30 protein-coding genes and 3 pseudogenes are annotated in these 26304 nt (G+C 60.4%); 20 read left to right on the top strand and 13 right to left on the bottom strand.

Features of this window, described 5'->3' with window-relative positions; translation table 11 throughout:
* Nucleotides 1–934: 934 nt before the first annotated feature.
* Nucleotides 935–1207: a cyclic-phosphate processing receiver domain-containing protein gene (locus V2B23_RS28390; RefSeq protein ID WP_430953307.1), complete on the bottom strand. Its 273-nt coding sequence runs from the start codon at nucleotides 1205–1207 to the stop codon at nucleotides 935–937.
* A 490-nt stretch (nucleotides 1208–1697) separates the two neighbouring features.
* On the opposite strand from V2B23_RS28390, the gene V2B23_RS28385 reads away from it, so the two are divergent.
* The 3 genes from V2B23_RS28385 (at nucleotide 1698) to V2B23_RS28375 (ending at nucleotide 3310) form a co-directional block, all read left to right on the top strand.
* The gene (locus V2B23_RS28385) at nucleotides 1698–1895 is read left to right on the top strand and encodes a hypothetical protein (RefSeq protein ID WP_430953306.1); all 198 of its coding nucleotides are present in this window, start codon (nucleotides 1698–1700) and stop codon (nucleotides 1893–1895) included.
* A gap of 653 nt (nucleotides 1896–2548) precedes the next feature.
* Nucleotides 2549–2797, top strand: coding sequence for a hypothetical protein (locus tag V2B23_RS28380; RefSeq protein WP_430953305.1), 249 nt, complete (start codon nucleotides 2549–2551; stop codon nucleotides 2795–2797).
* Between the two features lie 192 nt (nucleotides 2798–2989).
* The gene (locus V2B23_RS28375; protein WP_430953304.1) at nucleotides 2990–3310 is read left to right on the top strand and encodes a hypothetical protein; all 321 of its coding nucleotides are present in this window, start codon (nucleotides 2990–2992) and stop codon (nucleotides 3308–3310) included.
* 140 nt (nucleotides 3311–3450) lie between these two features.
* On the opposite strand, the gene V2B23_RS28370 is transcribed toward V2B23_RS28375, so the two are convergent.
* Entirely contained in the window at nucleotides 3451–3966 is a 516-nt protein-coding gene (locus tag V2B23_RS28370) for a GNAT family N-acetyltransferase (RefSeq protein WP_430953303.1), read from the bottom strand.
* A 2-nt stretch (nucleotides 3967–3968) separates the two neighbouring features.
* On the opposite strand from V2B23_RS28370, the gene V2B23_RS28365 reads away from it, so the two are divergent.
* Complete coding sequence (locus V2B23_RS28365; protein WP_430953302.1) at nucleotides 3969–4169, top strand: hypothetical protein; 201 nt, start codon at nucleotides 3969–3971, stop codon at nucleotides 4167–4169.
* 113 nt (nucleotides 4170–4282) lie between these two features.
* Here the strand turns inward: V2B23_RS28365 and V2B23_RS28360 are convergent, their stop codons facing one another.
* A complete protein-coding gene (locus tag V2B23_RS28360; protein ID WP_430953301.1) occupies nucleotides 4283–4654 on the bottom strand; it encodes a VOC family protein in 372 nt (123 codons plus the stop codon).
* A gap of 67 nt (nucleotides 4655–4721) precedes the next feature.
* Here V2B23_RS28360 and V2B23_RS28355 point away from each other — a divergent pair, with 67 nt between their 5' ends.
* The 5 genes and pseudogenes from V2B23_RS28355 to V2B23_RS28335 all read left to right on the top strand — a co-directional run bounded on the left by V2B23_RS28355 (nucleotide 4722) and on the right by V2B23_RS28335 (nucleotide 7050).
* Nucleotides 4722–5159, top strand: a complete 438-nt coding sequence (locus V2B23_RS28355) for a MarR family winged helix-turn-helix transcriptional regulator (RefSeq protein ID WP_430953300.1) — start codon at nucleotides 4722–4724, stop codon at nucleotides 5157–5159.
* A gap of 236 nt (nucleotides 5160–5395) precedes the next feature.
* Nucleotides 5396–5524, top strand: a pseudogene (locus tag V2B23_RS28350) (transposase family protein); the annotation flags it as partial.
* A 190-nt stretch (nucleotides 5525–5714) separates the two neighbouring features.
* On the top strand, nucleotides 5715–6539 hold the full coding sequence (locus V2B23_RS28345; protein WP_430953299.1) for a transposase: 825 nt from the start codon (nucleotides 5715–5717) through the stop codon (nucleotides 6537–6539).
* Nucleotides 6514–6711, top strand: coding sequence for a hypothetical protein (locus tag V2B23_RS28340; RefSeq protein ID WP_430953298.1), 198 nt, complete (start codon nucleotides 6514–6516; stop codon nucleotides 6709–6711). Before V2B23_RS28345 ends, V2B23_RS28340 begins: the two co-directional genes overlap by 26 nt.
* A 15-nt stretch (nucleotides 6712–6726) precedes the next feature.
* Nucleotides 6727–7050, top strand: a complete 324-nt coding sequence (locus V2B23_RS28335; RefSeq protein ID WP_430953297.1) for a hypothetical protein — start codon at nucleotides 6727–6729, stop codon at nucleotides 7048–7050.
* Here V2B23_RS28335 and V2B23_RS28330 read toward each other — a convergent pair.
* A complete protein-coding gene (locus V2B23_RS28330; RefSeq protein WP_430953296.1) occupies nucleotides 7019–7615 on the bottom strand; it encodes a TetR/AcrR family transcriptional regulator in 597 nt (198 codons plus the stop codon). The two genes, V2B23_RS28335 and V2B23_RS28330, sit on opposite strands and share 32 nt — an antisense overlap.
* A gap of 71 nt (nucleotides 7616–7686) precedes the next feature.
* Here V2B23_RS28330 and V2B23_RS28325 point away from each other — a divergent pair, with 71 nt between their 5' ends.
* A complete protein-coding gene (locus V2B23_RS28325; protein ID WP_430953295.1) occupies nucleotides 7687–8103 on the top strand; it encodes a DUF1707 SHOCT-like domain-containing protein in 417 nt (138 codons plus the stop codon).
* A 189-nt stretch (nucleotides 8104–8292) separates the two neighbouring features.
* Here the strand turns inward: V2B23_RS28325 and V2B23_RS28320 are convergent, their stop codons facing one another.
* From V2B23_RS28320 to V2B23_RS28305, 4 genes and pseudogenes are all read right to left on the bottom strand, one after another.
* Entirely contained in the window at nucleotides 8293–8625 is a 333-nt protein-coding gene (locus V2B23_RS28320) for a cupin domain-containing protein (RefSeq protein WP_430953294.1), read from the bottom strand.
* A gap of 280 nt (nucleotides 8626–8905) precedes the next feature.
* Nucleotides 8906–9172, bottom strand: coding sequence for a transposase (locus V2B23_RS28315; protein ID WP_430953293.1), 267 nt, complete (start codon nucleotides 9170–9172; stop codon nucleotides 8906–8908).
* Nucleotides 9173–9212: 40 nt separating this feature from the next.
* Nucleotides 9213–9689 (bottom strand): annotated as a pseudogene (locus V2B23_RS28310) (TetR/AcrR family transcriptional regulator C-terminal domain-containing protein); the annotation flags it as partial.
* A 493-nt stretch (nucleotides 9690–10182) separates the two neighbouring features.
* Entirely contained in the window at nucleotides 10183–10401 is a 219-nt protein-coding gene (locus V2B23_RS28305; protein ID WP_430953292.1) for a hypothetical protein, read from the bottom strand.
* Nucleotides 10402–11045: 644 nt separating this feature from the next.
* On the opposite strand from V2B23_RS28305, the gene V2B23_RS28300 reads away from it, so the two are divergent.
* Nucleotides 11046–11183, top strand: a complete 138-nt coding sequence (locus V2B23_RS28300; RefSeq protein ID WP_430953322.1) for a hypothetical protein — start codon at nucleotides 11046–11048, stop codon at nucleotides 11181–11183.
* Nucleotides 11184–11210: 27 nt separating this feature from the next.
* Here the strand turns inward: V2B23_RS28300 and V2B23_RS28295 are convergent, their stop codons facing one another.
* The 3 genes from V2B23_RS28295 to V2B23_RS28285 form a co-directional block, all read right to left on the bottom strand.
* Complete coding sequence (locus tag V2B23_RS28295; RefSeq protein ID WP_430953291.1) at nucleotides 11211–11630, bottom strand: histone-like nucleoid-structuring protein Lsr2; 420 nt, start codon at nucleotides 11628–11630, stop codon at nucleotides 11211–11213.
* A 229-nt stretch (nucleotides 11631–11859) separates the two neighbouring features.
* A complete protein-coding gene (locus tag V2B23_RS28290) occupies nucleotides 11860–12207 on the bottom strand; it encodes a DUF3024 domain-containing protein (RefSeq protein WP_430953290.1) in 348 nt (115 codons plus the stop codon).
* A gap of 38 nt (nucleotides 12208–12245) precedes the next feature.
* Nucleotides 12246–13409 carry an IS30 family transposase gene (locus tag V2B23_RS28285; RefSeq protein WP_430953289.1) on the bottom strand — a complete coding sequence of 388 codons (1164 nt, stop codon included), beginning with the start codon at nucleotides 13407–13409 and terminating at the stop codon, nucleotides 12246–12248.
* Nucleotides 13410–13594: 185 nt separating this feature from the next.
* Here V2B23_RS28285 and V2B23_RS28280 point away from each other — a divergent pair, with 185 nt between their 5' ends.
* On the top strand, nucleotides 13595–14143 hold the full coding sequence (locus V2B23_RS28280) for a recombinase family protein (RefSeq protein ID WP_430953288.1): 549 nt from the start codon (nucleotides 13595–13597) through the stop codon (nucleotides 14141–14143).
* A gap of 270 nt (nucleotides 14144–14413) precedes the next feature.
* On the opposite strand, the gene V2B23_RS28275 is transcribed toward V2B23_RS28280, so the two are convergent.
* Nucleotides 14414–15007, bottom strand: a complete 594-nt coding sequence (locus V2B23_RS28275; protein ID WP_430953287.1) for a DUF1275 family protein — start codon at nucleotides 15005–15007, stop codon at nucleotides 14414–14416.
* A 377-nt stretch (nucleotides 15008–15384) separates the two neighbouring features.
* Between V2B23_RS28275 and V2B23_RS28270 the strand changes: the two genes are divergently transcribed.
* On the top strand, nucleotides 15385–16536 hold the full coding sequence (locus V2B23_RS28270) for an acetyl-CoA C-acetyltransferase (RefSeq protein WP_430953286.1): 1152 nt from the start codon (nucleotides 15385–15387) through the stop codon (nucleotides 16534–16536).
* Nucleotides 16537–16616: 80 nt separating this feature from the next.
* Here V2B23_RS28270 and V2B23_RS28265 read toward each other — a convergent pair whose 3' ends face one another.
* Nucleotides 16617–17774 carry a steroid 3-ketoacyl-CoA thiolase gene (locus V2B23_RS28265; protein ID WP_430953285.1) on the bottom strand — a complete coding sequence of 386 codons (1158 nt, stop codon included), beginning with the start codon at nucleotides 17772–17774 and terminating at the stop codon, nucleotides 16617–16619.
* A 305-nt stretch (nucleotides 17775–18079) separates the two neighbouring features.
* Here V2B23_RS28265 and V2B23_RS28260 point away from each other — a divergent pair, with 305 nt between their 5' ends.
* The 7 genes and pseudogenes from V2B23_RS28260 to V2B23_RS28230 all read left to right on the top strand — a co-directional run bounded on the left by V2B23_RS28260 (nucleotide 18080) and on the right by V2B23_RS28230 (nucleotide 25992).
* Nucleotides 18080–18448 carry an ArsR/SmtB family transcription factor gene (locus V2B23_RS28260; protein ID WP_233364995.1) on the top strand — a complete coding sequence of 123 codons (369 nt, stop codon included), beginning with the start codon at nucleotides 18080–18082 and terminating at the stop codon, nucleotides 18446–18448.
* 124 nt (nucleotides 18449–18572) lie between these two features.
* Nucleotides 18573–19433, top strand: a complete 861-nt coding sequence (locus V2B23_RS28255) for a hypothetical protein (protein ID WP_430953284.1) — start codon at nucleotides 18573–18575, stop codon at nucleotides 19431–19433.
* A gap of 49 nt (nucleotides 19434–19482) precedes the next feature.
* Nucleotides 19483–21396 carry a phosphoenolpyruvate carboxykinase (GTP) gene (locus V2B23_RS28250; protein WP_430953283.1) on the top strand — a complete coding sequence of 638 codons (1914 nt, stop codon included), beginning with the start codon at nucleotides 19483–19485 and terminating at the stop codon, nucleotides 21394–21396.
* A gap of 418 nt (nucleotides 21397–21814) precedes the next feature.
* Complete coding sequence (locus tag V2B23_RS28245; protein WP_430953282.1) at nucleotides 21815–23545, top strand: SulP family inorganic anion transporter; 1731 nt, start codon at nucleotides 21815–21817, stop codon at nucleotides 23543–23545.
* Nucleotides 23546–23551: 6 nt separating this feature from the next.
* On the top strand, nucleotides 23552–23938 hold the full coding sequence (locus tag V2B23_RS28240; RefSeq protein ID WP_430953281.1) for a DUF5313 family protein: 387 nt from the start codon (nucleotides 23552–23554) through the stop codon (nucleotides 23936–23938).
* A 246-nt stretch (nucleotides 23939–24184) separates the two neighbouring features.
* Nucleotides 24185–25402: pseudogene (locus V2B23_RS28235) on the top strand (acetyl-CoA C-acetyltransferase).
* Between the two features lie 242 nt (nucleotides 25403–25644).
* A complete protein-coding gene (locus tag V2B23_RS28230) occupies nucleotides 25645–25992 on the top strand; it encodes a zinc ribbon domain-containing protein YjdM (RefSeq protein WP_430953321.1) in 348 nt (115 codons plus the stop codon).
* The last annotated feature ends 312 nt before the right edge of the window (nucleotides 25993–26304 follow it).

The following is a 26304-nucleotide window of genomic DNA, read 5'->3' as shown; positions in this document are numbered from 1 at the left end:
CGATCCACTGCCGGTGAACCCGTGGCACACCGAAAACCTAGATGTAAAAGCAGTGCACCGATCATGGGCCTCGTCGGCGATCTGGGGGTGACGCCGACGAGGCCGAGCGCCACACCCGGGTTCGGGTCGGGAATGCGGTGACGCCATAGACGACCGCACAACCTTTACCCCTGGATCGGGATGTGTGAACAACGGCCGAAAACTGGTTCTGGCCCAATTTTCGTGATCAATTTTGAATACGTCAGTTGCTGAGGAGCTGCGGCCATGCTCCTGCCCGCGGCCCCTCAGCGGCTGTATCCAGGCCGTTCCCCAGGTGGCGGCCCACTTCGCGAACAACCAACGGGAGCGACCACTCGCGTCCGAGGTAGATCAACTATGCACGGGCGCATAGGTTTCCCGCCAACAAAGCTGGAAGATCACTCCGCTGGCGAGAGCTTTCAGAAACCCAGTCTTGTCTGACAGGCTGCAACTTGGCCCACCCGACCCGCCCCGAATGGGTAGTCACGCACCTGACCTAGGTACCATCGGGTAATCACATTTCCAGGTTCGATGTCGATCACGAAAAGATCTTCAGCAGAACAGGATTGGTCGGCGATTGTCGACGGCAACTTAAGAATGGTTCAGGCCTAATTCCAGCCCGTCGTTGACACCGGTACCCGCGGTAATATTCGGGCCACGATTCCGGAAACTGAATGGATCTCCCTGGCTGACGACGCGCCGAAGTCGACAACATCGACACGCAGATACTGATATCACCGGCAGCCACACCAACCAAATCGATCGCGGCGCCGCGTGGTGCGAACGAATTGCACGCAAGTCACAACAGTTTTCAGAACACCAGAACGATCATCGACCGCCATTTCCGCTCCTGCCGGAATGACACGCAACGAGGCGAGCTATCACGAAAGGTGCGCTGAAACCTTGTCAACAGTCGTCAACACGTTCCCGGCTTGCATCGGTCGATCATCTTGTTGAGCCATGCGGCGCCTACGGGGTTGGCGCGATGCACCCGAATCTCCTGTGGCCACACGCCGTTCTCACACATCCATCGAATAATCACTCGGGCAGTGTCATTGCCGCCCAGGTCGTGAGCGAGAGAGAGTCGTCGCACCATACCGAAACAGAGTGCATCGATCGCCCCTGAACTCGTCCTCGCCCACGCCCACCCAACCGGTGGGGGCTCTGAGTCGTCGACCCAAAGGTTCATGCTGCAGTCCTCTTGTCTCGTCAACTCGCTTTGTCAGTAAGCAATCCCGGGCGGAATACACAGACGCAAGTGCTGTCAGCCTCGCCGCTCGAGAGCAGTTCGTCCGCCTCAGCCTAGGACGTTCAGCCCCGCTGTAAGCAATTCGGAGCCGAGACTCACCCTTGTCGACACTCGAAGCAACAAGCAACAAGCAACCAACACACTCTGAGTTGGAGTCCCCCGAGTCCGGCACGCCTCAGCGTGGCCTTCCAAGCCCGGCGGCGCCGCTGGCACACGGATCAGGGATACAGAACACCTGAATCAGTGATAGAAGACCGGGTCGATGTGCGGGAGATCCCACGTGAACCGAACACGCAGACTTCCTGCGTAATTCGATACCGCTCATACTGTTGATACGCACATCGTTGATAGCACACGACATTTCGGCGCAGAATACCCACTATGAGGTCGTCGGCCGCACGACTGAGGAACGACCCGAAGTGGAGTGAAAATGTCGAAAACAAATGCAGTAGAGACTCTTTCACGATGGACTGACGCGGGAGCGATGTGGCGAGTTCTCGACCGGACCCCTACATCGATTACCGTGTCGATGTGCCGCTGCGACGGCGACGAAGAAATGGAACGCCTGACCACTACCGACCCCGAACTTCTCGCCTGGATCGGCGACCGACAGACCAGCAACGAATAATCAGCCCACCACCGGACGCTGCAGCGGACACGAGGCGGTAACGAAGACTGTCACGGGCATCCAGGGAAGGTATCCCAGCGAGGTCATCCCGGAAACTGCTAACGCCACGCGCAATTGTCAGTCACACAACATGACGAGGATTTTCATATCCGGTGGCACGGTCGACGAAACCCGAAAGCTGGTGTTTCAGAGCCCCTCGCAGGGTGAATCCTGACGGCGGTGATGTTCTCCCTTCACAAGACGACCGCCCAAGCCCCTCTCGGACCGCCGCCAGGTGACTCCACAGAGATCCGAAACCGCACACGTCGTCACCGACAATGACGGCCCCATTCGAAACGGATCCCGGGTCGTGTGTAACGTTCCCTACCAACAAATGGATAACTAGAATATTGCTGACACATGGTACACGCGGGATGAGAGATCACTGATCGAACTCGACAGAAAACAGCAGGAAACACACAGCCAACAGTAAATCGCCCCTCACCAGGAACGATTCGCACCGGAGCCGAGAAGAAGGCCTAAGCATCGATCCATTCGCACAGACCGTGGCACCCTCACACAGCGTCGGATCGGCTATCACTGTGACCGGAAGCCCGCACCGGTCGATCCGGGAACACAACATCGGCGCAATCACCTTCGAAAGGCGAACACCCATGCCCGCAGACCCTGCGCACCACGCCGCGTTGCTCGCGGCGTACCTGGCGCAATTCGACCTCGCCACCGACCGCGCGTCGGAGGAGAGCACACACCCCGGATACGCCGACGTCCCAGACACCGACCGCGCACAACGACATCAGGACTACCAACGAGCGTTGCACTGGGCGCAAACCTCCACCTTCACGGACATCGTCGTCGACGAACTCGAGACGATGCGCCGACGCTACGGATTCCCACGCCGATAACCCACAGAAAAAGTGGCTCACACCGGCAGTGCGATTTCGATCTCTCCGACAGCGCTCAACCTCAATCACGACCGGTCTGTCTGATTTGATGCTCAGGTGAAGCGAACTTTGGTCTTCCTTGCAACTGCAGCCGCAGTACTACTCTCCTCGTGCTCGGACACCACCGACAGACCTAGGGTTAACCCCACCGAAATGGCGACAAAAGCTACCTCAGGAAACCTGGACGAATACGCGGCCAGTATCAAAACGTCCATTCTCAACGGGGCCGGACTCGACACCACCACACAGGCATGCGAACAGGGCATCGACTGGATCTGCTACATCTCAGAGATCACATCAAGCACAGAATCTGCTGCGACCGTCACCGTGCAGATCGTCGAATCCGACAAAGAATTCGGAAGCACAGTCGCCCGCGGCGTCTACACCCTCGCAGGCGCCACACATCCGCAACTCGAACGAATCCAAGTCAACAATGCCACCGACGACACCATCGCCGACGAAAACTTCACATAGCATTCCAGCCTCAGCTGCAACCACGATCTCCCCCCACCGATCTCGGCCCTGCGTTCATGTCACGGCATACCGCCGGGGCTCGCCTGCGGATGCGCAGACGAGCCCCAAAGATCGCCGGGTTACCAGCCGGACGGGAGTGTTCAGATGTCGCCGAAGGCGCCCGCGTAGCGGATGACGCCACTGGGCACGGGTTCGGTGCCCAGGCTCAGCACCATCAGCGCGTCGTCAGGGACGGACATCTTCATGGTGACGCCGTGGGCGGCGGCGCGGGTGAGCCCGAAACGCGGGTAGTACTCCGGATGTCCGAGGACTGTAACGAAATGCTCACCCCTCGCCCTGGCGGCCTCGAAAGCCGCGCGGATCGCGGACGATCCGACGCCGGTTTTCCGGTACTGCGGCAGGACCGCGCACGGTCCCAGGCACAGCGCCGGGGTATCACCGATGTGTGCACGGGTCAGCAGAACATAGCCTACGAGGGCGCCGGCGTCGTCGAGAGTGACCAGCGACAGTGCGTCGCTCCAGGCGGGGTCCTGGCGCAGAGCGTCGACGAGGTCGGCCTCCTCGGCGGTGTCGAACGCGGCGAGGTTGATCTCGCGGATCGCGGCGATATCGGCGTCGGTCTCGGCGCGAGTGGTCCAGTCGGTACGAGAATTCATGATTGTCCGCGCTCAACAGTATTCGGTTCTGCCCCGAGTCCAAGACGTACTTCGAGAAGAAGAAAGCCGAAGGAAAACGCGGAAATGCCGCGGTCATGGCCCTCGCGAGACGCCGAACCAACGTGTTGTGGGCACTGATCCGTGATGAACGGATCTGGGAACCGCGCAACTCCGCGAGCACTGATTCAGCGATAGCCGTATGACCAGAGCCGACTGCCCCATGACAAAAACCTGCCCAGACGCCATCTGGACTGGCGCGCAATAGGTTCAGGTTCCAGTGGTCCAACGAACTAGTTAGTGATTGTGCGAGCTGGCTTTAGCCAGTATGCATTGTGATGACATATCCCGCAGGGTCCCGGAAAGCGAAGGTATCTCCAAACGGGCTGGCGAAGGGAGGCGTGACGATGTCAACTCCTTCTGCCGCGAGGTGGTCGTGGAGTGCTCGCGCGTCTTCGCACGCGAACCACAGCGCGACGCCCAGGCCCGGGAGGCCGGCTGCCAGATCCGTGCCTGGCGATGGGCCCCGCACGCCGAAGGCGATCGGTGATGTCGCGAACACGACCGCTCCGGGCGGTGACTGAGGCGCACGCACCATTCCGACGATGTTTTCGTAAAAACTTGCAGCTCGTTCCACGTCCGCTACTTGGAGGGCGAGGAAGCTTGGTCCGGTCACTGTTGTGATTGCCACTGTGGTGTCCTATCTGATCAATTCTCGTCAAGTTGTTGACGAGCCGAATGTATGTCAAGATGTTGACGTGAGTCAAGTGGATGTTGACACCTCGATCGGATACGCCCTCAAGCGCACGACCTCAGCGCTGCGAGCAGCGCTGGACGAATGTTTGCGAGACCTTGAGCTAACCGTTTCGCAATACTCGAGCCTGGAACTGATTTCGTCACGACCCGGTTTGTCCAATGCGGATCTCGCGCGGGGCGTGTTCGTCAGCCGACAGGCGACACACCAACTCTTGGGCGGGCTCCGGCGACGGAACCTCATCGAGGTGATCGGCGAGGGCCGTGAGCAGAAGCTGCTTCTCACAGCGGTCGGCGCAAGTCGACTCGAGGAGGCATCGGCAGCCGTCGCCTCCATCGAGGAACAAATGCTCGGCGGATTGGATCGAAGCCGTCGAAAATTGCTTCTCGACAGTTTGAATGCATGCGCATCGGCCCTGACCACACCCCCCGAGGCTGATTAGAACGTCCACGGACACGGTTGTTGACGACGGTCGAAAACTGGTTCTGGCCCACTTTCCGTGACGGCTCCACCTTCTCGCCGCGTGTCGTTCGGACAGGACTTGGACCGTGCGGGAGATGATCATTCTGGTGTCCTGAGAACTGTTGTGACCTGCGCGTCCTTCTTCCGCATCTGGCGAGTATCGACATCGATTCGGTCGATGCGACCGCAGGCGGAGTTCGTATTCGGGCGTCGCCGTTGTCGACTTCAGCGAGCTGCCCGGCTTGCAGTGTTTCCTCGAAACGCGTGCACAGTCGGTACGAACGCATGCTCGCCGATACCGCTATAGCTGGCCGATCGAGTTACGCCGTCTTGCAGGTGCGTCGATTTCTGTGCTCGAACACCGGCAGTGACCGACGCACATTTGTCGAGCAGATCGACGGACTGACCAAGGCCTACGCACGAACCACTCCGCTGCTGCGCGAAATCCTCGAGAAGATCGCGCTGGCGTTGGCCGGACGAGCCGGATCGAGGTTGGCGTCTGCGGCTGGGAGTTTCCGTCGGACGTTCCACCCTGTTGAGGCTGGTCCGAGCGCTACCGGATCCACCCACGACCACTGTCGAGGTGCTCGGCGTCGACGACTTCGCGCTGCGGAGACGACATCGGTACGGCACGATCCTGATCGACATGGATACTCACAAACCTGTCGACGTTCTCGCCGACCGGAAATCCGAAACAGTCACCAAATGGCTCACCGAACATCCGGGCACCACGGTGATCTGCCGCGACCGCGCCGGCGCGTATGCCGAAGCTGCCCGTGCCGAAGCGCCCGAGGCGATCGAAGTCGCCGACCGCTGGCACCTATGGCGCAATCTTGCCGAGGCAGTGGAGAAAACCGTTGCAGCCCATCATCATTGTCTACGAATGGCCGAGACTGAGCCTGAACCTTCGATCGAACGCACCGCGTCGGAGCAACGGAGGATGGTCGCCGAACAGGTACACGCCACCCGTCAGGAGAGTTCGATACTCGCTGTCGCCGCGAAACTCCGATTCGAGGCGGTCGCGGCCCTCAAGAACAAAGGCATGGGAATCAGATCGATTGCCCGGCAGCTTGGGTTGGCGCGGGAGACCGTTCGTCGTTTCTACTACGCAAGCAGTGTCGATGAATTGTTGGGAGCGCCGCGAGCGGGCCGGCCAACTACGCTGGACAGGTTCGCCGAATACCTGCACGAGCGCTTCAACGACGGATGCACCTCCGCTACTGCACTTTACGAAGAACTTCAAACATTGGGATATCGCGGCAGCTACAGCTCCGTCCGCGACTACTCGAGACCGCTTCGTTCCATCGGCGCTGCGCCGGCCAGAAAGCAGATAGATGAGCGAGAACTACATCCCACGTGAGCGGTCCAAGGTGGAAGCAGCGGCATACCAGGCGACGAAGCACACGCGAGTGATCACGGATGCGGATCTCGTTGCGGTCGTCGAGGCGCTGACCGGCGCCTCGGTACCGCAGGCTCCGCGAGCCGACATCGCTTTTCCGATGCCTGGCGATCCGGACGGCATCTTCAACTGATCGACGTGAGGCGCCATGATCCTGAGTGCGGGCATTGTCGCGCAGTGGTTGTCAGGGCTCGATGCCCGAGCAACCACCACCGCGTACGGGGGCGGCCCCGACTCTCTCGAGTTGAGTCGGGGCCGCCGCTTGTGTTCGTTCGGTTATTCGGTGTCGAGGGCGACTCCCATCGATCGGGCGACCTCGACACCGATGGCGACCAGCTCGGCGATCATTTCGGGGTTGACTCGAGTTGAGGTGGAGTATCTGCTGCAACGAAATTCGGACGTCCGCCGCAACTTGATCGTCATACTCGTGTGGCTGGGCATCAGGCTCCAGGGCATGGAAGGAGTCGTTTGATTGCAACGTCCAATGCGGCCACCGCCTCCAGTTCCCTGTCCCGGTCGTACAGCATCGTCAGCGCGAGACCGTCGCTCAGTGCAATCAGTGCATCGGCCACAGCAGAAGTTTCGACGTCTGCAGAAAGAGAACCTTCTCGCCGGCCCTGAGCGAGATACCCGGTGAGCGCTGCACGAATTTCCGTGTCGACTGCGATGGCGGCTTCGGAATAGGGTCGGTGCCCGATCGCTCGGACTGAAAATTCCGCCCAAATTCGGGCTTCGGCTCTTCGTTCGGCGTCGAGTGGAAGCGTGGCGAGCAACCAGCTCCGCACTACGTCGACCAGGGCTCCGGTGCGATCGACTGAAAGGATCCTCGCTTGCACCCGCTCACCCACGAGTTGCATTGCGAATTCAAGCATTTCGTCCTTGGTGCGGAAGTACTTCTGGATTGCACCGACGGAACAGCCGGCACGTTCAGCGACTGCTCGGATGTTTGCTCCTGCGAGGCCTTCGTCGGCGATCAATTCCAGCAGCATGTTTCCGACGTGTCGCCGGCGCTCGGTTGGGTCGTATGTCTGGGGCACAGCATTGAGCATAGAATACAAATGTATTCTATGCTCAATGCTGTCAGTTGCGAACGAACGGAGTACGAAAAATGTCCGACTACACGCCAACTCGTCGAGCTACCGATACAGAGCGCCTCGATGCAACGCTTCACCTGACGGACGCCTTGACCAGGGGCGCCTTGGACGGCGAGGAGTACAACGATCGGATCGAACTCGTAAACAGCGCTCGGTCGATCGACCAAGTCACAGCCACGCTGGTCGACTTGCCTCCCTTACTGCCTGCCTCCACCGCGAGCGAGGAACGCAAGAGAGACGATCTACGAGAGTGGCTCAATGAGTGGCAGTACTGGCTAGGCGGTTCGGTGCTGATGGTCGGCATCTGGGGAGTGCAGAGTTTCATGGACGGATCTGCGATCAAGTTCTGGCCGGGAGTTCCTATTGGAATATGGGCTGTCGTACTCATCGCGTGCGTGTTCTGGCCGAGCGACGACCACGAAAGTAGTTGACCAGGACGAGGCTGGACGACGCATGTTCCGAAACTCATGTCCAATACCGATGGTTCATCAAAATAGATCATCGACGAGTTGTGGAACACCATTGCTTGTGAGGTACGCCCAGTGTCAGTTTCAGAAGTCGACTGCACTGGTTCAATAGACGTGTGCACCTCAGCAAACCACGAGACTGGTCGGCGATGGTCAGGGAAGCTTCGCCACGGTCATGAGCACTACCGAATCTTCGATCGACTCCAGGGAATGCGGTAGTTGCGGCACTACGAGCAGATCGCCGCGCCGGCCCTCCCACGAGACGTCCCCCGCTCGGAGTTGCACACGTCCGAGGAGTACTTGCACTGTCGCTTCGCCTGGGTTCTCGTGTTCACTGAGTTCCTGGCCCGCTGTCAACGCGATCAGAGTCTGACGCAGGACGTGTTCATGACCGCCGTACACGGTGTGTGCGGCGCGTCCGCTTGTGGCCGATGCCGCCTTCTCGAGTTGTTCGCGGGCGAGTGCTTCCAACGATCGTTTCATCATGGAGTGTCCTTTATTCTGTACGTGTGGATCATTAAGACTGTTCGAGCAATTGGCGTAGGGCGGAATCCCACCGGGCTTGAGGTGATTCCTCGGCTGGAGTGTCGATCCGCACCGTAGCAGTGAAGTCACGTGAGCGGCTGTCAACGGTGCCGACCCGAACCACTCGTGGAAGTCGAGTCGCACAGCCTGTGTCTGTCAGCTGCATTCGAATTTTGATCACTTTTCCCCACGCTTGGATTCAAGGAGTGCGGGCTAGATGCTGTGGATGTTTCGCTCGGTTTCACGCTTGGTTTTCTCCGTTCGCAGGAGTGCGGCCTCGGCCCGGAGCCGGGCGGTTGCTTGTTGCGGTGTCTCGCCGGGGCGGGCCCCGGCGCGGTGGCGGTACGGATATGCGGGTCGGGATTCCTGCATTCTTCAGCCATGTGGTCAGGGAGCCGTGGGATATGCCGAGATCGGCGGCGATACCGGCCCCGGTCGCGCCGTCGGTATCGCGGTACAGCTCGACTGCGTCGCGGCGAAACTCTTCGGAGTAATTCTCTTTGGTCATCGGGTCAGATCTTCTCGCTTTCCCTGGTCTGAGGCCAGGATCAAGCGTGTCGATCACACGGGGTCAAGGCCCGCCGTCGCCAGACCCTCCAGAAGGCCAGACCCTCCAGAAGGATTGCCAGACCGCGCTCGAGTTCATCCTGCCCGTCGTGGTGGGCCATGATCGTAGCCATCGACCGCAGTCTCGGGAACTCGGCGAGCGGAATCCGAGGCAGACCGAGTCGCAGGAGATCGTCAGCCTCCTCGGGATTTTCGACTATTTCTTGAAGCTCGTTGAGAATGTGCCCGTTGCGGAAACCGAATACCGCTCTGTAGATGTGCAATGCGTCTTCGGGGGTGAAACCGGCGCGTATCAGCAGTTCCAGAATCGCCTCGAGGTAACGCAGCGTCCCCGGAGGGCGCAATCCGAGCGGCGTCGACAACGGACGGGTGACCAGCAAAGGAACTACGTTGGGGTGCGCGAGCGCGAGGTAGCGATACTCATAGGCAACCGCGTGCAGTTGCCTCTCCAGTTTCCCCTGTGCCCGACAATCAAGACGACGGGACGAAACCTACCGGCCGAGGTGGTCGTGAGGGTGGGGCGAGATGGTCCTGAAAGTTAGTCGACGGGGACGACGGAAAGGAAAGCTCACCGGCGCAAGCGTGTGAATGCGGCGCGCCGGTGAGCTCAGAGCACCGCACGAAATACGGTGCCCCTTCCCTACTGCCACCATCCGACCGTGGCAGCCGGTTGGCGGATTAAGCGCGACAGCCCCACGCCAGTGAAAACGCCGCATCACACGCATACCCCCGTAGGCCGGCACCGAAAACGCCGGCGTCAGCATATTTCTCGCCGGCCATGCAGAGCATGGTGAGCACAATTGCCCAGTTGTTATCCCTCCAGCGGTTGCCGAACTTCAGGCCAGACATGTTGTAAGTCCCGCTCGATCGAGCGGATCGCCACTTTGGAGGACACCACTCTCGAACCCGGCGCACACACCGCACTTTCCCTGTGTGCGGGAACGCGTGAGCTCAATCCGGCAAACGCCGCAACTCGGCCAACGTGAGTCCGAGGACATCGAGCCGCGCCATGATGCTGCGCAGACTCGAATGGTCGGAGACAAGACCGAAAAGCGTGGTGAAGCCGCCTACTGAGCGTCCTACCTGCAGCTGCGGAAAAGCGGATTTCACACGATCCGACACTTCTCCGTCGATCAGAAATTGGTACCGGGTAGGAAAAATCGGTGACATCGACGTCCTCTCTCTCACGAAAAGGCCCCATAGTGCCTCGCCTTCTCACACGAGGGGAAACCCTTCCGAGTCCTTTGCCCGCAGAATACCGATCGGAAAATCATCGAGCACCGTACCGACACGCGACGACGATGATCCGTTGCACCTTGCCCGACTCGCCGTGCAATCAACGGCGCCAGTACCGGCGTGGTCCGTAAAGTTCCTGCTGCATCACCGCGCCCCCGAGCGGTGATGCGCACGGCCCGCTGCAGTGAACACTCACCTGCACTGCAGCGGGCCCCCATACACGCGATACACAGACAGAGGCTCTGAGTCGCCCGGTACGACGAGGTCAAAACGCACGCCTAATCCGCAGAACCCTCTGAACGCGATTTAATTACTGGACTCTTGTGTCAATCAACTCTGACCGACACAAAACGCCGGTAGTTTCCACTACTCGTCTGCGCGCGATTGATTTATCTCGAATTCGAATCAACTGAACACCCATGCGATGCCGACGAGTGGACCCGTCGGATTCTCTGCCAGAATCAGATCTATGTCCGATTCGGAAGCTCCACGCACTAATCCCATCGCGGGGGTTCCCGGGTCACGGTGATCCCGACCTTCGAATCCAGTCCGGCGACACCGAACCCCAGGTCGGTACCGTGATCGAGGACTACGCCGATACCGTCATCGACAACTCTGACCTGGGACGGGATTGGGCACCGGTACTGCGGTGGGCAATCGCCCTCGACGACGGCCGACTGGTCTTCGCCGCCGAGGGTGGCCTCGAACTCGCCTGAATCATTACCTCTCTCACCCGAGAAGAATCACGGAATAGAAGTACGACACACGTTGGGTGTCAGTGAAAAAATACGCTGTTCACAAACCTCAATGTGCGGCGTCGAAAGCATCGATAACGTCGGCTTTGATCCGCCCACGTGGGAGACGTCGAAACCGTTATTGCCGGCCCACTCCCGAATTGCTTTCAGTTGCTCGACAGATCGACCAGAGCCCGACGCTTTGACCGCGGCCGAGGTTTTCTTACGGGGCTTGCTAGCAGAGGAGACCTTCTCTGCAGCTTTGATGTACGGAGCGAATACCGCTTCGATCTTGTCGGCATTGGTGGGGCGTAGATCGATCCGATAATCAGCTCCCTGATAAGAGAAGGTGACTTCGTGTCCTAATCCGGTGTCGATGGGTTTTCCGTCGAGATCGTCGATAAGTTGGCGAATAAATATTTCGGCCACAGGGAAATCCTCTTCGTTGCGTGTTGGATTAATTTCCAGTTCATATTATTCGCGGTATCCGATAATTCAGGACACTCCTACCGCCACGCCGACTACCCACCCGCCGGCGGCCCCGGACGAGCCCGTGGCGGTCTCGGCGATCGATCGGCCCCGATTTTCGGCGTCGTCGAACGGCGTTTCATAAACGGTCTTGGTCTCAATAGGTCAACGCATCACCGACGATAACGGATCAGCCCCAGAAGATCGGATCGCCAGCGTTTTCGATGTGATCGAGTAAATCCTGAATATGAGGGCTCGGCTCCAAGAACTGGTAGCGGTGAAATTTGAGGTCCCGGTCCCGCCAATACAACGCCCACAACCCGGTTTTCTTCGTGAAATGCAGCCGGGCGATCGGAAACCGCGTCCACTCAGGGCCGAGGTCCTCCCGCCACGGCGGCCGGCATTCGCAGATCGTCAGATGACGGGGTGCGATGTCGCATTCGACCCGAATCTCATGACGCAGACGATCGGGAACCCTACTGGCGCAATACTTCACGACCCGCGCGACATCGAGCTCGGGAAGACCGGTGGCAGCCATGCCCCCCATCATGCCAACCGCCATCGGCGCCGGCTTCGCTATCCGGTTGCACAGGAACCGAGCACCTGTTCTTCTCGCTGGCGTGGACTGTCCCAGCCGAGCACACGCCGAGGACGATCGTTGAGTCTCGCCGCGACCCTATTCAGGTCATCTTGGGTGAAACTGCGCAGGTCAGCGTTCTTACGCAGGTACTGCCGCAGCAACCCGTTCGCGTTTTCGTTCGTCCCTCGTTGCCACGGATGGTGCGGGGCGCAAAAGTAGACGGGCATCTCGAGCGCTGCGGTGATGCGCTCGTGTTCGGCCATTTCCCGTCCCCGATCCCAGGTCAACGAACGACGCAGATACGCCGGTAACCTGCCCAGATAGGCAATCAGCGCATCCGCGACCGTCTCGGCCCGGTACCCGTCCGGCAATGCCACCACATGCACGGCGCGTGATTGCCGATCTACCAGCGTCGCGACCGCTGACGGGCGGATTCCGAACACGAGGTCACCCTCCAGGTGCCCGGGCTCACTACGATCGTTTGCCGCAGCTCCTCGAAGATCGATCGAGACCATATGTCGTATCCGCCCACGACCGTGGGAGCGTTTCTTCCCGCGTGGTCGACGTATCGGTCGATCGGTACGCAGTTCGTGAAATGCAGTGCTGTCGAATACTTTCCGTGACGGTATGTAGAGGCATCGGTAGATCGTTTCGTGTGAGACCCACATCTGTGGATCGCCTGGGCGCTCACGCCGAAGCCAGCCGGAGATCTGTTGCGGTGACCACTGCTCATGGAGTTTGTCCGTGATGACTGTCCGCAGAATCGGCCGCACACTCAGGGTCGACATTTTGGGGCGGCGAGCGCGGACATAAGCGGCGGTATCGGCGTCTATCGCCCCGTAGTTCTCGCGCCCACCGTTGCGGGCGATCTCGCGTGCAATCGTGGACGGTGATCTTCCGAGTTTCTCCGCGATCGTCCGAGCACTCTCGCCGGCGGCGATTCCTCGCGAAACTTCTTCTCGTTCGACTGCGGTGATGTGGCCGGCCCGCCGTGCTCGTGGGACCGGACGGATACCTCCGGACTCCCGTAGGAAGCGTCGAATTCGAGGCATTGTTTCTCCGAGGATCCGCTCGATTTCTCGTATCGATTCTCCACGGCGATGCAGATCCCAGATCAGGTTCTCCTGTTCCACTGTAAATCCGAGTGCCTTGCTGCCCATCCATGCCTCCACGATCGCGCATCATCTCATCAGTAGTGATGCGTTGACCTGTTGAGACCAAGGTCGTATTTGAAACGTCGAAGGCGATTTTCGATGAGCTGGGAGAAGATCTGTTCCAAAACTCGTGTCCAAAACTAATGGTTCATTATTCGACGTGTCGGTGAGTTCTGGAACACTGCTGCCTCATGGGTGAACTTTTGGGCTACGCGAGGGTCTCGACTACCGACCAGACCAATGATCCGCAGAGCGACGCTCTGAGCACTGCCGGCTGTTTCAAAGTCTGGACCGAAACCGCCTCCGGTGCAACCACCACCCGACCGCAACTGAGCGACCTACTTTCCCATCTTCGCGAGGGGGACACATTGGTGGTGTGGCGACTGGACCGGTTGGGTCGCTCACTCCCCCATCTGTTGCAGACGGTAGAAGATTTGGCGGCTCGCGGTGTCGGATTCAAATCGTTGACCGAAGCGATCGACACCACCACCTCCGGCGGCAAACTGATCTTTTCCATCTTCGGTGCTCTCGCCGAGTTCGAACGCAATCTCATCCGGGAGCGGACTCAGGTCGGTCTCGCTGCAGCCCGAGCCCGCGGCCGCACCGGTGGCCGGCCGCCGAAGATGACGTCGACGAAACTCGCACAAGCACAACGGATGCGAGAGAACGGAATGCACCTGACCGACATCGCCGAAATCATCGGCGTCGGCCGCACCACCCTCTACCGGCACCTGAAGTGAAGTAAGCTCCACCGCCCAGGGACGATCCGGAATCAACTTTTTCGAGAGACCTGGCCGGCTTCTCATCTAGCAACACGGTGGAAGTCAGAATGCTCCACAGGTATCAGTGAAACCGGCGATCCCTGCCCGGGATGGAGGCAGGCGGCCGACCAGGTGCACACCACTCGTCAGGAGAGCTCGATCCTCGTCGTCCGCACGAAGAATCGTTTCCAGGCGGTCACGACTCTCAAGGATGAAGGTTTGGGAATCAGAATGACCGTGTATCCGACTTTAATCGTGAGTATCAAGGTCGGTGGAGGCCTGCGATGCGAATGGCGCATAAGTGAGCGCGATAGCAGCTATTGCGCCTGCCAGAGCTACCCACAGTCCGGCGCTGGCAAAAACTCGGTATGCGAGTGCTCCGATGACAGCGCCTACAGCGAAGGCAACAGAGAGCTGCATCCTACATACGAGTCGTCGATTTGCATGGCGAGACAACACTCTTTCAGTTATGTACTGGATAGTCGTCACGAGTTGTCCGTCAGTGTTGATCAGAGTGCTTGCGGCGCCGGCGGCAAGCGTTACAAGGAACCCCACGACTGCCGCCGTGGACGAGATCGTGATGGCGACTCTGGTCGCTGCAAGCAGAATAATTGTTACCGCCAAGACCCGCGCTGGCCGCTGCGGTCGTTGACGGATGAGCAGTGTTGCGATGACGACGCCGGAGACGAACCCTGCCAGTACGCTGGCGACGGTTACCGCCAGTGCAGGGATATTTACCGACCAGGAACCGGTCTCGGTGATGGTTGCGTTGTCGGACGAAATGAAGGTGCCACCGACCAGAAAGATCCCGAAAACGTCGAGGAATCCGACGTAAGCGTTCATTGCTATTTCGAATGAGGATCGTGGAAACGGGCTTTCACTCACGATGACGCCACCCGAGATCGAGCGCCAAGTCAGGTGCTCTCTTTGCGCGGTTGCATTGGTCTCCAAGACCTTTCGGCCTCTTGTAGGTTGTGTCGCCGAATCGTACGGTGAATCTGACGTGGTTCAGAGAATACGCCCGTCCTCCGATGTGGATCTGGAGACTCGGGAGAGGTGTTTCTGGTGGGCGCCCGCTCCCTCAACCAGGCTCGGCACTAGGGTGCGTTTACCAAGCATTTGCTTGGTTAGAGAAGGGGTGACGCCGTGGTTTCGGCGCCGTCTCCGCGTCAGCGCTGAGGAAAGTGGCTGCGCGGGCCAGTGTGGAGGAAAGGTTCTCAATGCCTGAGGCATACATCATCGACGCGGTACGCACAGCAATCGGGAAGAAGGGCGGCGCTCTCTCTGCCGCGCATCCCGCGGATCTGGGTGCCGGCGTCATGACACATTTACTCGAACGCACCGAGATCGATCCGCACTCCGTCGACGACGTCGTCTTCGGGTGCGTCGATGCAATCGGACCGCAGGCAGGAAATATCGCGCGCACGTCCTGGTTGGCAGCTGGACTTCCGGTCGAGGTCCCCGGGGTGACCGTCGACCGTCAGTGCGGTTCGAGTCAACAAGCCGTTCACTTCGCCGCCCAAGCAGTGATGAGTGGCACTTCGGACCTCATCATCGCCGGCGGAGTGCAGAACATGAGCCAAATTCCCATCGCATCGGCGATGACAGTGGGGCAACAGTTCGGGTTCGACACACCGTTTCACGGTTCGGTGGGTTGGCGCCGCATGTACGGCGATCAGGAGATTTCCCAGTTTCGTGGCGCGGAGATGATCGCCCAGAACTGGCAGATCAGTCGCGACGAGATGGAGCGGTGGGCGTTGCAGAGTCATGCTCGGGCCAAGCTGGCGATCGAGAAGGGTCATTTCGAGAACGAAATCGTCCCGGTGGGCGACTTCCGTGTTGACGAATGTCCGCGAGAGACCAGCCTCGAAAAAATGGCTGCCTTGCCGTCACTGCTGCCAGATGGCCGGATCACCGCGGCCTCGGCAAGTCAGATCAGCGACGGGGCCAGCGCGGTGCTCATCGCGTCCGGCGCAGCGGTGGCACGTCATTCACTGACTCCGCGAGCGCGCATTCATCATCTCAGCGCGAGGGGTGCGGACCCGATTTTCATGCTCAGCGCGCCTATCCCCGCAACCAAGTACGCACTGGGCAAGTGCGGTTTGAGTATCGACGACATCGATGTGGTGGAGATCAACGAGGCGTTCGCCCCGGTGGTCTTGGCGTGGATCAAGGAAACCGGTGCCGATCCGGCGAAGGTCAATGTCAACGGCGGCGCGATCGCTCTGGGCCACCCACTCGGAGCGACAGGAACCAAACTGTTCGCGTCGATGCTCAACGAGCTCGAGCGCACGGGGGGCCGTTTTGGTCTTCAGACGATCTGTGAAGGTGGCGGGACCGCGAATGTGACGATCATCGAACGCTTGGGATGACATCGGTCCTTGGCTGCACTCCGTAGCCGAAACAGCATGGGTCGCCCGATGATCACGTGATCATCGGGCGACCTCAACTATCAGATCCGTTCGATGATCGTTGCGGTCGCCAGCGCCCCTCCGTTGCACATGGTGATCAATGCCGTTGCGGCGTCGCGTCGTTCGAGCTCGTGCAGTGCCGTTGCGATCAACCGGGCGCCCGAGCTGCCCACAGGATGTCCGAGAGCGATCGCGCCGCCGTTGACGTTGACTTTGTCCATATCGGGGCGGTGGACACTGGCCCAGGACAGGACGACGGAGGCGAATGCTTCGTTGATTTCGAACAGGTCCAGATCGGCAATGCTCATCTGTGCCCGTTCCAGCACTCGTTGTGTGGCTTGGACCGGCCCGTCGAGATGAAATTCGGGCTCCGCACCGACGAGGCACTGCGAAACGATCCGGGCTCGTGGGGTGAGGCCGAGTTGCTCGGCGCGGTTCTGATCCATCAACAGGACTGCGGCTGCGCCGTCGGAGATCTGCGACGAGGTACCTGCAGTGTGAATTCCGCCGGCAATGATCGGGTTGAGGGCGGCCAGTGCGTCAGCGGTCGTCGCCCGCAGACCCTGGTCCTTCTCGACCATCGCATAGTCGGTGTTGGGCTCCGAGGACTGGACAGGTGCCATGACCGGCAACACTTCTGAGTCGAATCGGTGTTCGTCCCATGCCTGTCGCGCCTTTTCCTGGGATTGCACGCCGAATGCTTCGATGTCGGCGCGGGTCAGATTCCTGCGGCGGGCGATTCGTTCGGCTGCCTCGAACTGGTCGGGCATGTCGATATTCCACGAGAGTGGGCGGCGCGGTCCGGCGTGCTCGCCGACGTTGGCACCGAGAGGTACTCGGCTCATTGCTTCGACGCCGCAACCGATCCCGACGTCGAGTGCGTCGGTGGCGATCAAGCCGGCGATCAGATGGGTTGACTGCTGGGCTGAACCGCATTGGCAGTCGATGGTGGTGCATCCGGTTTGCCAGGGGAGACCTGCGTGCAACCATGCGGTTCGCGTCACATTGTTGGACTGTTCACCGGCCTGGGTGACGCAACCGCCGATGACTTGTTCGACGATCATCGGGTCGATTCCGGAGCGGTCGAGCAGCCCTCGTTGGGCTGCCCCCAACAGCTCGGCGGCATGCAGACCTGACAGCCAACCTCCACGTTTTCCGATGGGAGTTCGGACGGCCTCTACGATCACGGGATTTCCCATATTTGTCGTACCTCCTGATGTAACTCGAATATTAGAACTTGTTTGTCTAGTTGAACTTCGACGAATAAAGCTATACCACAACATATTTCAACAGCATCGAGCAGTTGGACTGAAACATGTTTCGACAATCGCAATCGACCTACTCGCCACAAAACCTGCGATACCGACGGAGACTCACGCAAATTGCTAAGATTCGCAAGTACCACAACCCGTGGGGACTTCTGCACTCGATCGCAGGAGCAGGACAGCGGCGCGCGCCGAACACGAAGCGTGCCGGCTGTCCAACTCGAATGACAGGAGGCGTCGTGGTCGTGAACTCGCGCCAGCCGCTTTATCAAATGAAAGCCGACTTCTTCAAGACCTTGGGGCATCCTGCACGCATTCGCGTATTGGAGCTTCTGAGTGAGCGCGAGCACGCCGTCTCGGAAATGCTGCCCGAAGTGGGCATCGAGGCGGCAAATCTGTCTCAGCAACTGTCGATCTTGCGCCGCGCAGGTTTGGTCACAGCACGCAGGGAAGGCTTGTCCGTGTCCTACGCCCTGACGTCTCCCCGCATCGCCGACCTGTTGACCACCGCCCGGGCCATCCTGACGGGCATGGTCGCCGGCCAAGCCGAGATGCTGGTCGAAGAGATTCCGGAACCGCCCGCGTTGGCGGGCAAGCACAACAACTAACTCGCAGCACTCGCCGAAGCTTCGCCTGCACTTACCCGCTAGTTGCGAAATTTCTAAAGTGCGTACATTGTAGAAGAGATGAACCGAAGCGTCCGGCGGATCGATCCGAAAGAGGTTGTCAACGGTGACGAACAACAACGACGTCCAGTCGGACAACGGGCTGTTCATCGGTGTCGATGTGGCGGTTGTCGGGGTCTCGGCAGCCAAATCTCATCGCGCCGGGGCCAGAACACGATCACCATGGGAGGCCATGGAGGACTATGTGGCCATGATCGCTGATCGGACCGCTCTGCACGCGGTCCGATTGCCCTTAACCACCGCGGATGTCAACACCGTCATCGCCCGCGTCCTGGGCTTGCAACCGCGGATCTCCGCAGCATTCGTCGTCGGGCTGGACGCGAACGCAGCGGTAGCACTTCACCAGGGCGTGGCCGAACGCGGCGGTCCGCTTGTCATTACCGAAACCGATGTTGTGACAACAACTCTGACGGCTAGGACGATCTCGACCCTGAAAAATCTCGAGGTCGGCCCGCGTGTCGGGCAAGTCGTGATCACCGGGGCCCATCGGGCTCCGATGCTCGGGCAGGCTCTACTGATGTCGGGTGTCGCCGGCATCAGTAGTTGGCGTACGAGTGACGCACATCAGTTCCCGTTGCACCGTCTGATGGAACACAACGATGTTCTCGTCGATCTCGATCGCTGCGGGAGAGATTCGGTCACCGCGAACCGAGTGGTCGCCCTCCCCTACGAGAGCTTCGACCACGGCGCCGTGGTGCTTCCGGGTTTCCTGAGTGTGTTGTGCGGCCACGGCGTGTCCGCTCTGACTGTGGAGATGATCGCTGCGTGCGCCCGCTCCCTGGCACTGATCACACCATCGGGGTGCACTCTCCCGTCGCCGGATGAGCGAATGCTGCTCTCGTCCATCGCGCGACAGGTGACAAAATCCCTCGGCCACACCCCTCCCTACAGCACTCACCAGCACTGATCCAGCTTTTTCGCGTAGCCGCTCGGACGGGCAGCCGTGCACCGAACATATGTCAGGAGACACAGTGACAACCCATATCGACTCCGGTCCGATCGTTGCCCACAGCACTCGGTCCGACATTGCGGCCTGGGTCGCGGAGATCGCGGATCTGACCGCACCACGCAATGTGGTGTGGTGCGACGGATCCGACGAGGAATGGAACCGGCTGACCGAAATACTCGTTGACAAGGGCACTTTCGTTCGATTGGAGCAAAAGCCGAACTCGTTCCGGTGTGTATCCGACCCCGAAGACGTCGCCCGGGTCGAGGACAGAACGTTCATCTGTTCGCAGTCGCGTGATGATGCGGGGCCGACGAACAATTGGATGGATCCGCTCGACATGAAAACGGTCATGACCGAGCACTACCGCGGTGCTATGTCGGGCAGAACCATGTATGTCATCGCATTCTGTATGGGTCCACTCGACGCCGCCGAACCCAAGTTCGGGGTGCAGATCACGGACTCGGCATATGTCGCGGTGTCGATGCAGGTCATGACTCGATCCGGCACACAGGCCTGGGATGCTCTCGGCGGCGGCGCCGAGTACGTGAAATGCCTGCATTCGGTCGGAGCGCCCTTGTACGACGGTCAGCTCGACGTGCCGTGGCCGTGCGATCACACCAAGTACATTTCTCATTTTCCCGAGGAACGCACCATCTGGAGCTACGGTTCCGGCTACGGCGGCAACGCGCTACTCGGCAAGAAATGCTATTCACTGCGCATCGCCTCGAAGATGGCGAAGGACGAGGGCTGGCTGGCGGAGCACATGCTCATCCTCAAGCTCACTTCCCCGCAGAACTCCGTGCGATACATCGCGGCAGCGTTCCCGTCCTCGTGTGGCAAGACGAACATGGCCATGCTCGATCCCACCCTCGACGGATGGACAGCGGAAACCATCGGTGACGATATCGCCTGGATGCGCTTCGGTGACGACGGGCGGCTCTACGCCGTCAATCCGGAAGCCGGTTTCTTCGGCGTCGCCCCGGGTACCAGCACCGAAACCAATCCCCACGCAATGGCGACGATCGACAAAGGGAACTCGATCTTCACCAACGTGGCGCTGACCGATGACGGCGACGTGTGGTGGGAAGGAATGACCAAGGAACCACCGGCGCATCTCACCGATTGGCGACAACGTGACTGGACACCGGGATCCGGTACACCGGCGGCACACCCGAATTCGCGGTACTGCACCCCGATTGCTCAGTGCCCGACAGTTGCCCCCGAATGGAACGATCCAGCGGGCGTTCCGATCTCGGCGATCTTCTTCGGCGGGCGGCGCGCCACCACCATCCCCCTGATCACCGAATCCTTCGACTGGCAACACGGGGTGTTCCTCGCCTCGACACTCTCGTCGGAGACCACGGCCGCCGCCGCCGGAGAGGTCGGCGTCGTGCGCCGGGACCCCATGGCGATGTTGCCGTTCCTGGGCTACCACGTCGGAGACTACTTCCAACATTGGCTCGATATCGGATCTCGCACCGATTCATGGAAACTGCCGAAGATCTTCTACGTCAACTGGTTTCGCCGCGGCGACCACGACGAATTTCTGTGGCCCGGTTTCGGGGAGAACTCTCGGATCCTCAAGTGGGCACTCGAACGCATCGAGGGTACCGCTGACGCCGAGGTGACCCCGATCGGCAATGTACCGACCCTCGATTCGTTGGATCTGACCGGTCTGAAACTTCATCGTCCGACCGTTACCGCTGCTCTGGCAGTCCATCCGACCGAGTGGGCATCCGAACTCCCCCTGATCGACGAGTGGTACGCCACGATCGGCGGAAACACGCTCCCCGATGCGCTCCGCGAAGAGTTGCGTGCACTTCGGCAACGGCTATCCAGCTTCGACTACGAGCTCACAGACGCTATTCCCACACGTGACAGCGATTTCCGGCGAGTGCGCACGCACTCCGACGATCACTGATCCCCTCGAGCTGGACTTCCAGCGCCTCGCACGTCGAACCTGCTCGCGCCGGAAGTCCTTTCGGAAGATCCCGATCCGGGTCATGACTCCCTCAACCGCCCGGATCGGGATCTTCTTCCGAATGCCCCCAGTCCATTCCCAGCCGGCTGCGACGGTAAACCTGACTTACGAGTACGCCGCCGCGCCCAGAACAGCAGTCGCCAACTGGTGCTCACCGCACCATGGGCACACATCGCTCCCCGTAGGCACTGCAGACCGGCGGCACAACCAGGTACATCCCCGGCATTGCAGCAACGGCGCACACAGCAGCCCGCGTAGTGGCGTTACACGCATCACTACTCCCTCCATCTGATTACTTGCTAATGTTAGCAAGTAATCAGACTGTATTTCGCTTTCTTCTCGCAGTACCGAGGACCTTATGACCGAAACGCCCGCATCGAATTCCACTTCGGCACCTGAGAACACGCTCGGTCGAGCCGCCCAGGCCGTGCGGGACCTGTTGCCCCGGTGGAGTGAATGGAGTTCATCGCTGCGCGCTCCCGGCGCAGACCTGTTGGCCGGCCTGATCGTCGCCCTGGTTGCGCTTCCTCTGGCCCTGGGATTCGGCATCTCCACCGGACTCGGCGCAGCCGCCGGCCTGACCACCGCGGTTATTGCCGGAGCGGTGGCCGCGGTGTTCGGCGGATCTCGCTTCCAGGTATCGGGCCCGACCGGCGCCATGACTGTCGTCCTGGTCCCCATCGTCCACGAATACGGCGGATCCGGTGTGCTCGCAGTCGGGCTGATCGCCGGCATCGTCCTGATGATCCTGGCATTTGCCGGAGTCGGACGGGCTGTCCGCTTCATGCCGGCACCCGTCATCGAAGGGTTCACCGCCGGAATCGCCGTGGTGATCGCGCTGCAACAGATACCTGCCGCGTTGGGTATCACCGACGCCGAGGGCGACAAGGTGTGGCGTAGCGCGGCGGACGCAGTCGCCAAATTCGCCTCACACCCGTCGATCCTCACACCCGTGACCGCACTCGTAGTGGCCGTCGCCATCCTCATCGGTGGACGCTACCTGCCCAAAGTTCCCTTCTCTCTGGTCGCAGTCGCGATCACCACACTCGCTGCGCAACTGTTGCACCTCGATATCGCCCGCATCGGTGAAATCCCTTCCGGAATCGCCGCTCCGACGTTGAACTTCCTGCACCTCGGGGACCTCACCTCACTGCTGGCCCCTGCACTGGCAGTAGCCGCGCTGGCAGCGCTCGAGTCACTGCTGTCGGCGACCGCGGCGGATTCGATGGGCGTCGGGACCCGCCACAATCCCGACCGGGAGCTGTTCGGACAGGGTTTGGCGAACATCGCCGCGCCCCTGTTCGGCGGAGTCCCCGCCACCGGCGCAATCGCCCGCACCGCGGTCAACGTCCGTTCCGGTGCTCGTAGTCGCCTGGCCGCACTGACCCATGCGGTCATCTTGGCCGCGATCGTCTACCTGGCATCGACCCTGGTCGCCGAAATACCCCTGGCCGCCCTCGCCGGCGTTCTGCTCGCCACGACAGTGCGCATGGTCGAAACAGCCTCGATCATTGCCATCGCTCGCGCCACCCGCGCGGATACCGCGGTCATGGGGGCGACGTTCCTGGTCACCGTCGCACTCGACCTCGTCACCGCGGTAGCGGTCGGTGTCGCGTTCGCGGCGATTCTGGCGCTGCGCGCTGTCGCCAAATCGGCCAAGATCGAGCAGGTCCCACTCGACGATGACGGACATCAGAGCGAAGAACACGACCTGCTCCGCGAACACATCGTCGCGTACCGCATCGACGGCGCATTGTTCTTCGCCGCAGCCCACAGGTTCCTCCTGGAACTAGCCGACGTCTCCGACGTCAAGGTGGTCATCTTGCGGATGTCACGCGTGACCGCTATCGATGCCACCGGTGCCATCGTGCTCAAGGACGCCATCGACAAACTCGAACACCGCCACATCACCGTGCTGATCTCCGGCATGAAATCCGAGCATCTACGGCCGCTCAAAGCCTTGGGCGTCTTCACCACCAAGGACAGCGAACGCAGGCATATCTTCTCCGACACACCCCGCGCCATCGAGTACGCCCGAATGCTGGTGCTCCCCAGAAGCCATTACACGTCGATGAATATCGAGGAATGAATCATTATGTCCCAGAACGGAAATCTCTCCCATCCCACCTTCGCCCAGCATGTGAAATACCTGGCGGGGCGAACGTTGCCGGACGAGTTCCTCCCGTGGGTGATCGAGGACATCACCGGCCGCGGCGCATCCCGCCGCTACGCAACCCGGTGCATCGTCCCATTGCTCCCTATCCTGGCCGGTTTGTTGCTGATTCCCGGTCCCTGGATCATCCGAATCAGCATGGTGCTCCTGCTGTTCCTCCCCTTCGTCTACTTCCTTCTCGCCTTGAAGAAGATCTATCTGCGGCACCGGTTGGTCAGCCACGGGTTGAACCCGTCGCTCCTCGATGTGCACGAGCAAAAGAAAATGGACGAAGAAAAACAGGCCTACGAGTCTCGCTACCGTCCATGAAGACATCGAATCAGTCATTCCCCCAACGACATGACGATCTCGGGGTACACGGTCAACTCGAACGAGGCGTCTGTTGAACCAACCACAGAAATCCCTGGCATCGGCAATGCTGTCCGCCGCCGCCGTAGTACTGGCGATGATCGGAGTTTTCTTCCTCCTCACCTCGTGAGTGGCACTGACCCTGCACAAAATACATCGCGCCGCGCCGTCGGCACGACAATCGGCTGACCCCAGACTGGAGAACGAATGTTGAAAACACCCACTGTCATCGTTGCCGGAGCCCGCACCCCGCTGGGTCGACTCCTCGGTTCCTTGAAGGACCTTCCGGATCCGATCTGGGCGCAATCGCCATCAAAGGCGCACTGGACAAGGCCGGTGTGGCTCCCGAACAGGTCAAGTACGTCATCATGGGCCAGGTTCTGACCGCCGGCGCCGGCCAGGTACCGGCCCGTCAGGCTGCCGTCGCAGCCGGAATCCCGATGAGCGTTCCGGCCCTGAGCATCAACAAGGTGTGCCTCTCCGGTATCGACGCCATCGCCCTGGCCGATCAGCTGATCCGCGACGGAAAACGCGACGTCGACATCATCGTCGCCGGCGGTCAGGAATCGATGAGCCGTGCACCGCACATGCTTGAAAAAAGGCCGCGAAGGGTTCAAATACGGCGACGTCACCATTCGCGACCACATGGCCTACGACGGCCTGCACGACATCTTCACCGACCAAGCGATGGGACTGCTCACCGAGCAGGTCAACCAGCAGGACGACAGCCACATCACCCGCGCGGAACAGGACGCATTCGCCGCGGCCTCACACCAGAGGGCGGCCCGCGCCTGGAAAGACGGACTCTTCGACAACGAAGTTGTTCCGGTCTCCATCCCGCAGAGCAAGGGCGATCCCATCGTGTTCGCGCAGGACGAGGGCATTCGCGCCGACACGACGGCAGAATCGCTCGGCAAGCTTCGTCCCGCCTTCAGCAAGGACGGCACCATCACCGCCGGCTCCGCCTCACCGATCTCCGACGGTGCCGCCGCCGTGGTCGTGATGAGCAAGTCCAAGGCCGAAGAACTCGGATTGACATGGATCGCCGAAATCGGCGCCCACGGCGCCGTCGCCGGACCGGACTCCACTCTGCAGTCCCAGCCCGCGCGCGCCATCGCCAAGGCCTGCGCGAACGAAGGCATCGACCCCAAGGATCTCGACCTCGTCGAGATCAACGAAGCCTTTGCAGCAGTCGGCGTTGCGTCGACGCGTGAACTCGGCCTCGATCCGGCCAAGGTGAACGTCAACGGCGGCGCTATTGCTGTTGGGCACCCGCTTGGAATGTCCGGCGCGCGCATCGTCTTGCATCTGGCTCTGGAATTGCAGCGCCGCGGCGGCGGAATCGGCGCCGCGGCACTGTGCGGCGGCGGCGGCCAGGGCGACGCACTGATCATCCGCGTCCCCAAGACAGGCAACAAGACGTAAGCGTCCACGTGCCCACGGCAGACGAGTCACAAGAACCCGGCAAGTTCCGTCGGTATATCGCGTCCGGTGGCGGGCACGTCGACTCTGCCTCTGCTCGGGACAGCCGGAACGATCTCCGCCAACATGCATCACGCCACCAGATTTTTCGGCCGACGACGCCGCGCTCTCTGCTCCGTAAACCTGACGAGATGGTTCACGAAATCGAAAAATCAGTATGCCGACCGATCACAGAGGATGTACCCGTGAATAATTCACTGCCGCCGTGCCCACAGTGCTCCAGCGAATACAGTTACGAGATAGGGGCGCTCTTCGTGTGCCCCGAATGCGCTCACGAATGGACATCTCACCAGGGATCGCAGATGGTCGACCGGTCCATCGTTGTCGACTCCGTCGGAAATGAGCTTTCCGACGGGGACGCGGTTATCGTTGTGAAGAACTTGAAGGTCAAAGGCAGCCCGGCAGGAATCAAAGCTGGAACCAAGGTGCGTAACATACGCCTGGTTGACGGTGCCGACAACCATAATATCGAATGCAAAATCGCCGGAATAGGGTCGATGCAACTGAAATCCGAGTTCGTCAAGAAAGCATGACAGCCCCGTCGATGTCACAGGGCGCTGAGGAATTCTCGTGTCCATGATCCGGGTGCATGTGGTCTTCGCCGTTCTCGCGGGCCTGGGTCTCGCAGTTGCTGCACCCTACGCTCTCTGGCTTGCACGGCATCGCCATACGATGGTGTCGGCGGTGAACGGTAGTGGGTACTAGCGTGTTTCGGGTTTGCGATGATAACTGTCGCGGCGATCGGCATTGCCGTCACCGGCATCTAGCTGTATGAGGTACGGACGTTAGTTACGCGGTGCCGGCGGTAAGCGGCAGGCGGTCGTCCTCCGCGTGCTGAATGCGGT

It is taken from the genome of Rhodococcus sp. 24CO (assembly GCF_050586165.1).
Lineage (GTDB): Bacteria > Actinomycetota > Actinomycetes > Mycobacteriales > Mycobacteriaceae > Rhodococcus_F.
The sequence above is the reverse complement of the archived record's forward strand: the minus strand, read 5'-3'. Positions and strand labels throughout refer to the sequence as shown.